Genomic DNA, 15,559 nt, shown 5'->3' on the forward strand with positions numbered 1-15,559 from the left:
TTGCGATATCAATCAAAGCTTATTAACTTTGCTGATGAATTGTTAAAAATTGGCAGATTTCTTCAATTGTTCTTTCTACCTGTAAGTACGGAAAAGCGTGGGTAGCGTCTTTTAGTAACTTATAAGTCATGTTTTCTGTAGCGAAATCCTTAAAATTCTCGATAATTTTGCAAGGAATGACATTGTCTTGCTCAGCAAACAGATGAAGCTGTAGACCTGAATAGTTTTTCAAGTTATCTACTAAGTTTAACTGTTCTAGCATTTTTAAACCGTCTACCAGTATTTCCTGTGCGGGTGGATTTGCGATGTTTTGTACACTCATCCAATCTTGTTTCGCTTGAGATGAGCCAAGTGTAATCAAATAATAAAAACGCTTTAAAGTGGCTTTCGGGTTCTGTAAAAGAGACCCTTTAAATTGACTAAATACATCAGCAGGCATTGCGGTTTGCCAATTATCATGAGCAACGAAACATGGATTCGATGCGAGCGTAATTAAAGTTTTTGTTTGCCCTGTTTGCTTGTAAAAAATATCAACCAGTTGAGTTGCTAACTGCCCACCTAAGGACCAGCCTATTACTACATCAACTTCAGCAACTAAATCAAGCTGTGCTTGAAAGTTACGATCTAAAACATTAAAAATATTAATCAGTTGTGTTTCAAAACCAGCTTTTTCCATGTGCAATTTAAGTGATTGCAAAGGTTCTATGCCTACTCCCCACCCTGTAATCAATAAAATTTTATTTTGTAACTTCATATACCTGTCCACAGCCAACTTTTGCAAGATTATATATTAATATCAATTTTAAATATCTTTTAAAATCAACATAAAAATTAAATTTCACAAAGTAAAATCAGACATTTAGAGGTATTTAATATTCTGAAATATATTGATAAGTAAAGCCTAAATTATTCATATGAAACATACAAAACTTTAATTATCTAAACATTGAAGCAAATCAAAAAACAACATAATCCACACTTCACCCATAAATCCATTGTGCAATGTAATCAATGTTAATACTTATGTTTTTTTATTAAAAAAAATGACTCATTAATTCATTTTAATGATAGAAGATTAATTAATGATCAAAATATTGGGCAGGTTAATATGAATAGTCAAAGTATAATATCTGATGGGAGAAAAAAAGATACATATTTTGTTACACCCAATGATATTATAAATACCTTACCTTCAGATAAAAATTATTGTTTATTTCTAGATATTGATGGAACATTAGCTCCATTTCAAATTCATCCTGAACATAGTTTTATTCCTAATACTACATTAGAAGTTATAAAAAAAATTATTGAATTAAATATACCAGTGGTTGCTGTAACAGGTCGCGATGTTGAAACGGCTAGTAAGCTGCTTCAGTCTATTGAAGTTCCTATAGCTGGACTACATGGTTTAGATATTTGTTTTGACTCTAGCACTTATATTCGCCCAGACTTAAGTGATATTAATTTTAATAAATTAAAAGAAGATATTATAAAATCTTGTGAAAAATATCCCGATTTATTAATTGAGGATAAAGGATATTCTATTGCTTTACATTATCGAAAAAATCCAGAATTAGAAAATAATGCAATTTATATTATGCAACAGGTTAAATATTTTCATCCTCAACTAAAATTAAATAGAGGAAAATTTGTAGTTGAATTAGTACCTAAACAGGCAGATAAAGGCAAAGCAATTCAAACTATATTAAATCATCTTAATTTACCGTTAATTCATCCGATATTTATAGGAGATGACTTAACAGATGAATCGGGTTTCATATTTATTAATCAACAGTTTGGCACTTCAATTAAAGTAGGTTCTGGTGAAACAGAAGCTCAATATAGATTAAAAGATATTAACAGCGTTTCTAATTTTCTTTTTTTCTTTCTCGAAAAAATAAAAAAGTTATACGTCAAAAATAGTCAAGATCAGAATGGAGAACAAATATGTCTAAATTAATCGTGTTATCGAATCGAATAAGTATGCCATCAGGTAAGGCTTCAGCAGGTGGCCTTGCAGTAGCTGTACAAGACGCATTAAATGACAGTAACGGTATTTGGTTGGGCTGGAATGGTCAACAAGTTACCGATACTGAAGCGCCTGAATTCGATCAGGCATATTCTCATGGAATTGACTACATTACCTGCCCTCTTACACATCAGCAATATGCACAGTATTACTGCGGTTTTGCTAACAAGGTCTTATGGCCTGCTATGCATCATAGAGACGATCTGATTGAATATGATGCTGAAGAATATAATACTTACCAACGGGTCAATCGTTTATTTGCTGAACAATTAAAACAAATTGCTCAGCCGGATGATGTTATTTGGGTGCATGACTATCACTTTTTTAGTGTAGCTCGTCATTGCCGCGAATTAGGAATGCAGAATAAATTCGGTTTCTTTTTACATATTCCTTTTGCAAGCTTAAACATTTGGCGCAAAATTCCAGTTGCGTTACAACTAGTACAAGACCTTTGCCAATATGATGTAGTTGGTCTACAAACCCAAGCTGACCAAAACACATGTATGCAAACCTGTATGGGCTTACTTGAAGCTCAAAAAATACTAAGCGACCGAATCAGTTATAAAAAGCGTCAAGTATTGATTAAGTCCTACCCTATTGGTGTACAACCTAAACTTATTCAGCGCCAAGCCCAACAGGCATTTCAAACAGCAAATGTATTTAACTTTGAAGATATTCCACGTCAAAAAACTATTATCGGTGTTGACCGTATTGATTATTCAAAAGGTCTACTTGAGCGTTTCAATGCATTTGCAACCTTCTTGGAAACCAATCCTGAATATCATAGGCTAGTACGTCATCTACAAGTTGCAACACCTTCACGTACAGATATTCCAGCTTATCAACGTTTATATCAACGTTTTAAAACCAAGCTAGAGCTGATTAATCAAGAGTTTGCACAGGAAGACTGGCGTCCAATTGATTGCTGCTATGACACCGTTAAACATGACAGCCTAATGCATATTTATCGCAATTCTGATATTTGTTGGATTAGCTCACTACGTGATGGTATGAATTTGGTCGCAAAAGAATATATTGCGGCTCAAGATCCAGAAAACCCAGGTGTACTAATTTTATCTAAATATGCTGGTGCAGCTGAACAAATGACTCAGGCCTTGATTGTTGACCCAATAGATCGAGCAGCAATGATGGATACTCTAAAAACCGCTTTAGAGATGTCTAAAGCTGAACGTATTAATCGTTATGAACAGTTAATAGAGGGTTTAGCAACCACGGACTTGAGTGATTGGCGTAATAATTTCTTGAAAGATTTAGAAAATGCTCCGACTTTCACGAAATCTAAATTCTCATTACAAGATAAGTATTTACCCACTTATCATGTCTTATAATAATTCACACTTATAGAACATCGAGAAGTTTTTCTCGATGTTCTTTTCGGCTGGGGAGTTAGCTTAAGTTACTTTGCCTTCACAAGCGTAAAGCGATTTAGTACAGCAATCATGATTAATAAAACAGCTACCCCAGATAGGACTGTGGTTAGACTAGTCCACTGACCAATTAAACCGATTAAAGCTGGACCACTTAATGACCCTGTGTATGCAATAGTTGAAACCAAAGAAAGCGCCGCTGCTTTAGGCATGTCATTTTGACGGCCAACACGAGAAAACATAACAGGCACAATGTTAGAGCAGCCTAAACCTAAAAGTGCATAACCCAATACTACAACTTGCCAAACAGGTGCCATCACAATAGTGACCATAGCAAGCGCGGCAACAATTGCACTATAGGTCACAATGGTTTTCTCCCCCCATTGTTTTAACAAGAGATGTCCTGCAAAACGACCACTTGTCATACTAAGTGCAAAGAATGTATAAGCCAGCCCCGCAAAGGCAGGATTCAGCTGATATTTACTAGTCAAATAAATACCACCCCAGTCCATTGCTGCACCTTCTGACAAGAAGGCAATAAAACACATCATTCCAATCAAGAGAATAGTGCCATTCGGGCGCGAAGTTTTTTTAGGTGCGTCAGTTATTTCAGCTGCACCTTGTTCATCTTGCTCAAATGTTGTTAAAGCAGATGGAATAGCAACAAAGCTAACGACCAGTAAAATCATGACCACAGACAGCGTACTCATGAGTGGTGAAAGGCCAATTGCTAGTAGCGTGGTGACAAGCATGGCACCTATTAAACCACCAAGGCTGCACATACCGTGGAAACTAGACATGAGCGCACGTAAGCTGTGTTTTTCCACCACAACTGCCTGCAAATTGATAGCAACGCCAAGGCTGCCTGCTGCTGTACCAAAAATAAATAACGCCACAGCCATCGATACAAGACTATGCCAGATCGTTAAACTTGGTAATAACACCATTAAAAGTATGGTTGCCACTGCAATTAATGGACGGCATCCCCAACGCTTAACTAAAGCCCCTGTCGCAGGCATAGCGATCATTGAACCGATTCCCATGCAAAGCAGCAATAGACCAAAATTTGCATGATTTAGGTTTAAGCGTTGCTGTGCATAAGGAATGAGTGGTGCCCAAGCAGATATCGCAAAGCCCAAGCTAAAAAAGCTGAGACGAGTTGCTAATCGTTGTGTACTTAAGAGAGAAGCTGTATCTAAAACAGCAGACTTGGAAAATAACATATACGCGAAGCTCACCATAAAACCATTGGCGATCCATACCAACCGATTCCCCATAGAAAAACCCTTGCCATATTAAGTTTCAGGCAAGGGTTTTTATTGGCGAAATTATATCCAATTCCATAAAAAAAACATGGGGTCTGACACAATTTTTCTGACTTTTTTGTAACTGCCAAAGCCTTATATAGTAAGGCTTTGAATATATTCAATTTGACAATATTAACGTCTAGCAGTGACTTTGTTTTATTAAAACGAGTGAATAAAAAACCCAGCTTAAGCTGGGTTCTTCAAATCATTAAATTTGAGACTGAATATAATTTTGTAGGCCAATCAGTTCAATTAAACGCAACTGTTTTTCAAGCCAGTAAGTATGGTCTTCTTCGGTATCTGATAATTGTTGACGTAACATGTCACGACTAATGTAGTCGCCTTTTTCTTCACACAGTTTAATACCTGTCGCTAATTTTTCACGCACGTGATATTCAAGTGCTAAATCAGCTTTTAAGCAAGATACAACGTCTGTACCGACATTGATATCTTCACGGTGCATGTTTGGTTTGGCACCTAAAAACAATACACGACGAATAATTGCATCGGCATGAGAAGCTTCTTCTTGCATCTCATGGTCAATACGCTCATAAATCTTATTTAGACCCCAATCCTCATACATACGAGAATGGATTAAATATTGATCACGGGCAGCCAACTCTCCGCCAATGAGCATATTTAAATAGTCTATGACTTCTGGATTGCCACGCATAATAAATCTCCTATCGTATGAGTCTATTATGGGCAAACTTAAAAATGATTGCAAAACAAAAAATAGTTAAGTTTATGATTTTTATCAAATTAAAATGAGAAACATACGCATTTGCAGTTTAAGTTATTTAAATTTCCTCTGCAAAAAGAAACGCTTGTCCGATTTATAAGCTCAAACAAGCGTTTAAAAATGGCATGAACCATCAATTTATAAATTTGTAACTAAAATCAATGGTTCTTATTTCGCTAAGACTTTTAGCTCAAAGTCTGCCCATAACCCGCCATAAGCGATAAGAAGTCTGTTTCATTCATGACAGGAATACCTAATTTCGCTGCTTTTTCTAGTTTTGAACCAGCCTTTTCACCCGCAACCACACATTTAGTTTTACTCGATACACTACCACTTACACGTGCACCTAATGCTTGCAGCATTTGAGTCGCCTGATCACGTGTCATTTGCTCTAGTGTACCTGTAAGTACCCAGCTTTCACCGTTTAATGGTTGTCGTGTTGGTGCTGTTGGTGCATCCCAATGAATACCAGCAGCAATTAAACGATCAAGTACTTCAATGTTATGCGGTGCCAAGAAGAAATCAGCAATCCACTCAGCGGTAATATCACCGACATCTGGGGTTTTCTTCAAAGCTTCAATATCAGCAGCTTTAAGAGCCTCTAATGTCTGGAATGTATTGGCTAACATTCTGGCAGTTGTCTCACCCACCCCACGAATACCTAAGGCATAAATAAAACGCGCAAGCGTTGTTTTCTTACTGGCTTCAATGGCATCAATAAGGTTCTGTACCGACTTTTCACCCATTTTTTCAATACCCAACAGCGTTTCTCTGTGTTCATGTAAATGGTAAATATCAGCAACATCTTTGAGTAAATCGAGGTGTAATAAAGACTCAACCCAACGATCACCCAAACCTTCAATATCCAGAGCTTTACGCGATACAAAGTGACGAATAGCCTCAATACGCTGTGCAGCACAATATAAACCACCAGAACAACGTGCAAGAGCCTCACCTTCAGGCATAACTACAGGAGATGCACATACAGGACAGTTTTCTGGTAAATGAACAATCTCTGCTTCAGCATGACGGAACTCTGGCCAAACTTTTTCTACTTTAGGAATAACGTCACCCGTACGATAAACACTTACCGTATCTCCAACGCGTACATCTAGACGATGAATTTCACCAATATTATGCAAAGTCACATTAGAAACAGTCACACCACCCACAAAAACAGGGTTTAAGCGTGCTACAGGTGTTAAAGTCCCAGTACGGCCTACTTGCCAGTCAATCTGCTCAACAGTAGTCAGTGCCGCTTGTGCAGGGAATTTATAGGCGGTTGCCCAGCGTGGTTCACGGCTTAAGAAACCAAGTTGCTGTTGCTGTTTAAGGTCATCGACTTTAACCACCATGCCATCAATTTCAACTTTGAGACTTGGACGCTCTTGCTGAATTTGTTCATAGCGCTGCTGTACTTCTTGAATTGAGTTACACAAGTATTGACGCTCAGCAATTTGGAATCCAAGCTCTGTTAGCCATTGCAAACTATCATGCATGGTCGTTAAGTTATGATTTGGCTCACACTGCGCAATACCATATGCGTAAAATGCTAAAGGTCGACTAGCAGCAATATTTGGATCTAGCTGTCTTAAACTTCCTGCTGCTGCATTTCGAGGGTTAGCAAAGGTTTTCTCGCCTTTTGCTTCTTGGTCAGCATTGAGTTTTTCAAAACCAGACTTCGGCATGAGTACTTCGCCACGAACTTCGAGCAACCGTGGAATTTCGTACTTTTCAGAGTGCAGAACTTTAGGCAAGTTACGAATAGTTTTTACATTTTGTGTAATGTCTTCGCCCGTTTCACCATCGCCACGCGTTACACCACGAACTAGGACTCCATTTTCATACCATAGAGAAATCGCAAGACCATCAAGTTTTAACTCAACTTCGTATTGTACTTTTTGGTTTGGTAGTCGCTCTTCTACACGGCGTGCAAATGCAAATAAATCTTCTTGCTTAAATACGTTGCCCAGTGAAAGCATTGGCACCACATGAGTCACACTCTCAAATTTTGAAAGTGCTTGTCCACCTACTTTCGTTGTTGGTGAATCAGCTTGGATAAGTTCAGGATTTTGCTCTTCTAAAGCTTTTAGCTGATGAAATAAATGATCGTATTCACTGTCCGAGATGGTCGGCTGATCCATGACATAGTAGGCATGGTTATGCTTTGCAATCAGTTGAATAAGCTGACGCATCTGTTCGATCACGGAAGTTATTGCCATTATATTATTCACCATAAAAAAGGGTGGAAATTTCTCCACCCTGAGCTGCGACTAGATATGTTGCAATTATCGCAACCTATACAAAAAATTTAAACTAGGCTGTTGCCTGTGCAGGACGATAATCAATCACATGATGGCGCCAATGTTCTTTTAACTGTGGCGTAAACTCAAGGTTATTTTCATCATAAACCTTACCATCAATTTCACGAGCAATTAGGCCTGCAATACTGGTCATCATGTCAAAACCAGTCACAGCTTTACTGTTTGGAAGTGCAAGGAAAAATGCCAAGCCTTGAACTTGTTCAGCAGATAAAGTTTCTAAATCAAAACCAGCTGGACCGTTATCTGTCATACGAAGTACAGAGAACATGAGTGCACTTGGTTCATCGGTATTTTCATAACGATGGAAACAAGACATTTCACCGTAACGTAGGCCATATTTTAAAAGCACTTTCAGCGCTTTATCACCCGATAACGCACGGCGCGGATTCGGATAAACATTTAATGCAATAATTTGCTCTGCTACTGCTAATGCACTTTCATCGTCATAACGTTGTTGCTCATGTAAATGAACATCCAAAATATTACTTTCACCTTCAAATTCAGCAATTTCAGCAGTTTCAATATTTGGATTTAAACTTAATTCTGGTTCAGTTTTTGGCTGATCTTCTACAACTTTTTGTTCAGATGAGCTTGTAGCTTCTGGTGCAGCAGAAACAGTATCAGTTAACTCAACTGAACTATTTTCACTTGCAGTTGGACTTACAGTAGTTTCTTCAGCTTTAACTTCTTCTACTGGCGTATTTACAACGGGTGCTGGTGTCTGGTCTATTTGAACTTGTTCTACTTCTTTTGTTTCCTTTTCTTCTAGTTGTACTGGCTCGCTTAAAGTTGGTTCCACTCGTTCAGCCACATTTGCTGATGCTGCGACCGCTTCAGGCTGTTCAAGTTGGTCTCGTACATGACGAGGAATAACCGGTTGATTACTTTCAGGATTAATATGCAAATCACTGTCTAGCGAGGGTTCAGCGTGGTTCGGCTTTTTTAAAATCATTCTTAAGCCAACTAGCATGATAATAATGGCAACAACGATGCCAATAATCGTATTGATTTCCATTCTATGACTCCGAAACTAACCCGTATTCTTTTGCCTGTTCTAAATTGACAGTGACTAATTTTGATGTGCCCGGTTCAGGCATAGTAACACCCAACAAGTCAGTTGCCATGGTCATCGCCAGCTTATTATGTGTAATGTAAATGAATTGTACATGTTCAGAAAGCTCTTTTACCAAATTACAATATCTCTGTACATTCGCATCATCGAGTGGTGCATCTACTTCATCGAGTACACAAAACGGTGCTGGGTTTAACCTGAAAATAGCAAATACTAATGCTAACGCCGTTAACGCTTTTTCTCCACCGGAAAGTAATGCTAGAGAACTATTTTTCTTTCCAGGTGGTCTCGCCATGAGCTTAACCCCAGATTGCCAGTCATCTTCCAGACTTAAACTTGCCTCACCACCATTAAAAACCTTTGGAAACAGGTTTTGCAACTCTTGATTGATCTGGTCAAAAGTTGTCATAAACAGCTTACGGGTTTCTTGGTCAATACTTTTCATCGCATCTTTTAACTGAGTTACCGTATTTTCTAAGTCTTGGATTTGGTGGCTCAAATCATCAAAACGCTGAGAAACTTCTTCAAACTCTTGTGAAGCTGCCAAATTAACTGCACCGATTTTTTCAAACTGCTTTTGTACCTTTTCCAGTTTTTGCTGGTGCTCGGTTAAATCTATTTTCAAGCCCGTTTGAAGTTCGGCATTTAACTCTTTTAACTGCTCTTGATAGTGCTCACGGTCCGACTTAGCTGCTTGCCATGCTAAACGTTTGGCTTCAAGCTGCTCTCTGAGTTTTTCATCTTGCTGTTGGTACTGATGGCGCTGATCTGTCAGGGTTTGTTGTTTTTCCTGCACACTATTGAGTTCAAGCTGCCATTCATTCCAGTTCTTTTGCAACTTTTCAGTTTGAGCAAATTGTTGCTGAAATTCTGACTCAAGATTTGGTAACTCTAACTGAATAGGGTCAACAAACTTTTTCGCCTGTTCCATTTGAGCTGCAATTTGTTGATATTGACTCTGCAAGAACGAAATATCTTTTTCAAGCAACTCGATTTGTTGAGTCGTCTGCGTGCTGTTACGACGTAAAATTTCGCGCTCTTGTTGTTGCTGTTGTAAGACTTGTTGCTGTTCTTCAAGCTTCTCTGTTAATTCTTCTACCTGAAATTGCAAAGTTTTATAGTCAGGTAAAATGGTTTCTAGCTTCATCGCAAGCGCATGCAAATCAATTTCAAGATCGTCTTTTTGCATTGCATCTTCTTCAAGCTGCATGTCTAACTGAGCTAACTGATCTTTCAATTGCTGTTTTTGCAGTAAAAATGCTTGTGCCGCAGTTTGCTGTTTAGCAATTTGCACGTCTAGCTGCTGCAAGTCTTTTTGTTTTTGTTTAATAACCTGTTGTTTCTGGTGTAAGTCAGCTTGTACCTGTGCAAGTTTTTCTTTTTGCTGAACTGTAATTTGATCTAATGCTTGTAGTTCAGGTTGCTGCTTTTGAAGAACTTGTTCAATTTCATCTAGACGAATACGATGACTAAGCATACCTTGCGCACTTTGACTTTCGTCATCATACATAAGAGCAATTACCCAATCCTGCCCGACATGATAGCCATCTAAAGTCAAAACAGACTGGCCATGTTGTAGTTGCTTTTGCTCATTTAAAGCATCAGATAAATTTTGCGCAATTGCTACATTTGAAAAAATTGAAAGCTGCGGTGACGCAATCCAGTCATTTAAACAGGCCAAATTTACTTTAAATTTGCTTGTTTGTTCTGAAGGCTTTAACTGGCGAGCAATTCCTTCCTGAAAGACTTGTTCGGTTTCAACAATTTGCGCCTGTAACCATTTTGCTAAAAACTTTTCAATAATCTGCGCGTGTGGCTTACCCTGCTCCGTTAACTCTAAAGCCTGCATTAAACGTAGCGTATCTTGGTTTTGCTTTGGACTTTGTTTAGCAACAAGCTGGCTTAAGTTTTTCTGCTCAGATAATAAAACCTGTATTTCTGTTTTCAGTGTTTGTTGCTGATTTTTGGTTGCCTGATGCGCTTGTTGAGACTGTTCAATCTGTTGCACAGATTGCTCAATTTCAGCCTCTAACGTTGAGATTTCACGACCAAGCTGCTGCTGTAGTTGCTCAAGTTCGCCTTGTTCATCTTCGTGTACTTGCGATTGAATCTGGTTTGCCTGATGTTGCAGCGTTTCTTTTTGCTGTTCAATACGCTGAACATTTTTGCCTAGTTGCTCAATGTGAGCAGACATTTGCATTTTTTGCTGCTGTTGTTTTTCAACTTGAACTTTTACTTGTTCAAACTGTTGCTGTGCTTGTTTTTGCTGTGCTTGTAAACCAGCAAAGTTTTGTTCTGCTTCGGCTGCGGTATGTTCAATCGTTGTTAAAGCTTCAGTTTGTTCTTCTAACTGATTATTCAGTGTTTCAAGCTGTAGTTCGGAAAGTTGTAAACGCTCTTTCGTCTGAGCTTTTTGCTGTTCTAATTGAACCAGTGTCGTACTATTTTGCTGAAATAAACTCTGTTTTTGTTCTAGAGTCATTTTAAGTTCAGACAGTTTCTTTTCAGCTTGCTGCCACTCTTGTTGTAGTGGGGAAGATTGCTGAATAAGTCGCTGAAATAAAGCACTGGTCGATTCTAAATCATGTTCAATTGTACTTAACTCAGAGCGAACTAACTTAAAAGTTTCGCCCAGTTCGTTCATTTGGACTGTATATTCTTCTTGTAGGCGTACACTTTTATCTGCCTGAAAAGACAAAATTTCAATTTTTAGGGTACGAATCTGACTTTCTAAGGTTTTATATTGAACCGCAGTTTCTGACTGGCGTTTTAGCGTTTTAAGCTGTGATTTTAACTCAAGCGCAATATCTTCTAAACGTGAAAGGTTTTGCTCAGTATGTTCAAGATGCTGCAGAGTTTCACGGCGACGCGCCTGATAACGAGAGACACCCGCTGCTTCTTCAATGAAAATACGCATTTCTTCAGGTTTGGCATCAACCAAACGGTTAATCATGCCCTGTTCAATCACAGCATAAGAACGTGGTCCTAAACCCGTTCCCAAGAAAATGTCGGTAATATCACGACGACGACAACGTGTACCATTTAAAAAATATTCCGACTTACCTTCACGGGTGACCTGACGACGAACAGCAAGCTCATTATAAGCGTTATAGGCTCCACCTAATTTGCCGTAGGTATTGTCAAAACGCAGTTCCACACTGGCTACACCCACTGGCTTACGCTTGGATGTTCCGGTAAAAATAACATCTTGCATGCTACCACCACGAAGTTGACGAGCGTTTGACTCACCCATCACCCAGCGGATTGCATCAATAACATTGGATTTGCCACAACCATTTGGACCAACCACTGCTGTGCGGTTCGCCTTAAAATTTAAAGTTGTACTATCTGCAAAAGATTTAAAGCCGGAAAGTTTTAAACTGCTTAAACGCATAATGCCCTAACTAACGGCGTGAGCGTCTCGCCCAAGCCAATTCAATCTGTTTCATTCGTGTCAGCGATTCCAACACAAGGTTACGTAAGTGTCGACAAAAATCTTCCATAAATAAAGCGGCTTGTTGTGATTTTCGGATCAAAATTGCATCAGTCACGAGTTTAAATAATGCAAACGCTTCTTGTAGTTCCCGCTTAGAGGTATTTAAGGTCAAAAAATAACTGCGACGTAGTGAAGGTAGTAATTCTTTATAGAATTTCATTAGGTAAGGATTACCCACCATATCTTGCTGTTCAGCCAGATATTGGAAAATGGCATCGTAGAATTTTTCGATATCGCCTGCTTTTACATGCTCAAATAATTGTTCTTGTAACAGCTGTAATTGATCAGCTTCGTGTGCACGCCATGTTTCACTGATGCGTTGCACAATGTGTCCTAGTAGCATTACGTTTGTATCAAACAGTGCTTTCACTTGTTGTGCAGACATTTCTGAGACAATTGCACCGCGACGCGGAAAAATTTCAATTAAATGCGTACGTTCGAGTAATAATAATGCTTCACGAACTGATCCCCTGCTTACATCGAGCTCTTTCGCAATACGAAGCTCTTGTATGCGTTCACCTTCGACCAATTCGCCGCTAATAATCTGTTCGCTAATATATTTGACAATTTGCTCAGAAAGACTTTCTGTCTCTTCGAGATTCATAAATCACCCGCTACTTTTTATATGCATTAATCCATGCTTTTCTTTCGCATTCTTGTTTTTAACTGATCCCATCTATTAAAAACTATGTCATTGTCTGACAATTTTATTGCATTTTAAGCCAACCCACCCAAAATCCATACTTAAATCGGATAAAAAACCTATCTTTAGACTTTTAAAAGCTTCAAATAAAAAAAGCTTAAACTTTGTGAGTCTAAGCTTCCTTTTCTATATTTTTCTAAATAAAAGCGATTTTTAATTCATAATGCCTTTATAAATAAAGTAACTTCCAACCACCACGAGTAAACAAGCAAAGCATTTTTTTAGCATTTGTGGTGATAGAGCATGCGCAACCTTGGCACCAAGTTTGGCCGTCACAAAACTCATGACACTAATACCAATAAATGCATAGATGTGCACATAACCAATCGTGTTAGGTACAGAAATGTGCTCTTTAGCACCAAACCACATAAAGCCAATTGCACCCGCTACAGCAATAGGTAAACCACAAGCGGCAGAAGTCGCGACTGCTTTTTGTATGACTACGCCATGACGGTTTAAATACGGAACAGTTAAGCTACCGCCACCAATACCAAAAATTGCAGAGGCAATACCAATGCCACCACCTGCCATAAATTGCATAGGTGTTGAAGGAAGTTGGCGTGATGGGTCAACAACCACATTTGCGCCTTTAAACATACGATAGGCCATTACAACAGCAAAAACACCAATAAGAAGCTGTAAATGCTGACCAGATAAGAGGTCGGCAATACCTGCCCCTAAGAATGAACCAATCACTAGCCCAGGTGCCAAATTACGAAAAACAGGCCAAAGTACTGCACCTTTTTTATGATGGGCAGAAACTGAACTAAATGACGTCACAATAATGGTGGCAAGCGATGTTCCGACTGCAATATGCATGATTACCGCAGGGTCATAGTGCAACTGGGTAAAAACAACATAGAGGATTGGTACAATAATTAGTCCACCACCAACCCCAAACAATCCGGCAGTAAAACCAGCAATTGCGCCAATGAGTAAATATATGATTAACTCCATAAATGTTTTACCACTCTGCTCATATTCAACATGGATTTAGAGACTCGCCAACTACAACAACTTTTAAGCGCAAAAAACCAGCTTCCAGAAGTGGTTTTATTAAAAGCAACCACAACTTCGACCAATGATGATATTCGTGAAATTGCCCAAAAAGGCATTACAACAGGCTTGGTTTGCAGTGCTCAACAAACTCAAGGGCGAGGTCAACATCAACGGCAGTGGATTTCACCTGAAGGAAACATTTATTTAAGCACATTGGTGCAAACTCGAACACCCTTAGATGGTCGCTTAGCACTTGAAGTTGCTTTAAATATTTTGCAAATCCCGCAGTTACAAGCTTTAAGCTTACAAGTGAAATGGCCAAATGATTTGTATAGTGCGCATGGGAAATGGGGTGGAATTTTGGTCGAACCACTTTCCCAACATCAGGCTATTGTTGGCGTAGGGATTAATTTAAAAACACCACCAGTGACTGATAGTGACCAGCCAATCACCTCTTTAGAAGATTTAGGTCTAGAGCAAATGAGTCGGCTTGAACTCATTTCAGAACTCTATATTGCAATTCAAAATGCAGCTCGCTGGTTTGATCATGGTTGCTACAACTTGGCAGGACGTTTTAACCATCATGCAGCTTGGCTAAATCAGTTAGTTCAGTTTGAACATAGTCAAGGACTGATACATGGCCGTTTCGTCGGAATCTCCAATGAAGGTGCAGTCATTCTTGAAACTCCAGAGCCACAGCAGTTTTATCAAGGTCGTTTAAGACCACAGACAACTCAGTAATCAGGTATTTTTCCCCCATGAAAAGTTTATGGCTTGATATCGGAAACACCCGTTTAAAATACTGGATTACTGAAAATCAGCAAATTATTGAACATGCAGCTGAGTTACATTTGCAGTCTCCTGCCGATTTATTACTTGGATTAATCCAACACTTTAAACATCAAGGTCTACATCGCATTGGCATTTCTTCGGTACTCGATACTGAGAACAACCAACGTATTCAGCAGATTTTAAAATGGCTTGAAATTCCAGTGGTTTTTGCCAAAGTTCACTCAGAATATGCAGGCCTACAATGTGGCTATGAAGTTCCTAGTCAGCTCGGGATTGACCGCTGGTTACAAGTACTTGCTGTTGCAGAGGAACAAGAAAACTATTGCATTATTGGATGTGGAACAGCGCTTACGATTGATTTAACGCAGGGCAAACAACATTTAGGTGGTTACATCCTCCCTAATTTATATTTGCAGCGCGATGCACTCATTCAAAATACCAAAGGTATTAAAATTCCAGATTCAGCTTTTGATAATCTGAACCCAGGCAATAACACCGTAGATGCAGTACACCACGGTATTTTATTAGGTCTGATTAGTACCATCGAAAATATTATGCAACAATCTCCTAAAAAGCTGCTGCTGACTGGTGGTGATGCCTCTCTTTTTGCTAAATTTCTACAGAAGTACCAACCTACTGTTGAAACAGATCTTTTACTTAAAGGGTTGCAACAATATATTGCTCATTACCCTAAAGACTAAAACACA

Annotated in this window: 12 protein-coding genes; 4 read left to right on the forward strand and 8 right to left on the reverse strand. The window is 38.8% G+C overall.

Annotated features, from left to right (window positions below; all coding sequences use genetic code 11):
- Positions 1–22: 22 nt before the first annotated feature.
- Positions 23–754, reverse strand: coding sequence for a hydrolase (locus tag B554_RS0103925; protein WP_019457045.1), 732 nt, complete (start codon positions 752–754; stop codon positions 23–25).
- Positions 755–1,108: 354 nt separating this feature from the next.
- Between B554_RS0103925 and otsB the strand changes: the two genes are divergently transcribed.
- Together otsB and B554_RS0103935 are read left to right on the forward strand one after the other, a co-directional pair.
- A complete protein-coding gene (gene otsB, locus B554_RS0103930) occupies positions 1,109–1,960 on the forward strand; it encodes a trehalose-phosphatase (RefSeq protein ID WP_019457046.1) in 852 nt (283 codons plus the stop codon).
- Entirely contained in the window at positions 1,948–3,378 is a 1,431-nt protein-coding gene (locus B554_RS0103935; RefSeq protein ID WP_019457047.1) for an alpha,alpha-trehalose-phosphate synthase (UDP-forming), read from the forward strand. Before otsB ends, B554_RS0103935 begins: the two co-directional genes overlap by 13 nt.
- Positions 3,379–3,446: 68 nt before the next feature.
- On the opposite strand, the gene B554_RS0103940 is transcribed toward B554_RS0103935, so the two are convergent.
- From B554_RS0103940 to B554_RS0103970, 7 genes are all read right to left on the reverse strand, one after another.
- Entirely contained in the window at positions 3,447–4,640 is a 1,194-nt protein-coding gene (locus tag B554_RS0103940; RefSeq protein ID WP_081400295.1) for an MFS transporter, read from the reverse strand.
- Positions 4,641–4,932: 292 nt separating this feature from the next.
- Positions 4,933–5,397: a heteropolymeric bacterioferritin subunit Ftn gene (gene ftn, locus B554_RS0103945; protein WP_001214863.1), complete on the reverse strand. Its 465-nt coding sequence runs from the start codon at positions 5,395–5,397 to the stop codon at positions 4,933–4,935.
- 254 nt (positions 5,398–5,651) lie between these two features.
- A complete protein-coding gene (ligA, locus tag B554_RS0103950; RefSeq protein ID WP_019457049.1) occupies positions 5,652–7,688 on the reverse strand; it encodes an NAD-dependent DNA ligase LigA in 2,037 nt (678 codons plus the stop codon).
- A 94-nt stretch (positions 7,689–7,782) separates the two neighbouring features.
- Positions 7,783–8,805 (reverse strand): cell division protein ZipA C-terminal FtsZ-binding domain-containing protein, encoded by a 1,023-nt coding sequence (locus B554_RS0103955; protein WP_019457050.1) that lies wholly within the window; start codon positions 8,803–8,805, stop codon positions 7,783–7,785.
- A gap of 1 nt (position 8,806) precedes the next feature.
- A complete protein-coding gene (smc, locus tag B554_RS0103960; protein ID WP_019457051.1) occupies positions 8,807–12,256 on the reverse strand; it encodes a chromosome segregation protein SMC in 3,450 nt (1,149 codons plus the stop codon).
- A gap of 10 nt (positions 12,257–12,266) precedes the next feature.
- Positions 12,267–12,962: a GntR family transcriptional regulator gene (locus B554_RS0103965; RefSeq protein WP_019457052.1), complete on the reverse strand. Its 696-nt coding sequence runs from the start codon at positions 12,960–12,962 to the stop codon at positions 12,267–12,269.
- A gap of 252 nt (positions 12,963–13,214) precedes the next feature.
- The gene (locus B554_RS0103970; protein ID WP_019457053.1) at positions 13,215–14,018 is read right to left on the reverse strand and encodes a sulfite exporter TauE/SafE family protein; all 804 of its coding nucleotides are present in this window, start codon (positions 14,016–14,018) and stop codon (positions 13,215–13,217) included.
- A gap of 30 nt (positions 14,019–14,048) precedes the next feature.
- Between B554_RS0103970 and B554_RS0103975 the strand changes: the two genes are divergently transcribed.
- Both B554_RS0103975 and B554_RS0103980 read left to right on the forward strand, forming a co-directional pair.
- Positions 14,049–14,801, forward strand: coding sequence for a biotin--[acetyl-CoA-carboxylase] ligase (locus tag B554_RS0103975; protein WP_019457054.1), 753 nt, complete (start codon positions 14,049–14,051; stop codon positions 14,799–14,801).
- 17 nt (positions 14,802–14,818) lie between these two features.
- Entirely contained in the window at positions 14,819–15,553 is a 735-nt protein-coding gene (locus B554_RS0103980; protein ID WP_019457055.1) for a pantothenate kinase, read from the forward strand.
- The last annotated feature ends 6 nt before the right edge of the window (positions 15,554–15,559 follow it).

Source organism: Acinetobacter sp. GG2 (assembly GCF_000292385.1).
GTDB lineage: Bacteria > Pseudomonadota > Gammaproteobacteria > Pseudomonadales > Moraxellaceae > Acinetobacter > Acinetobacter seifertii.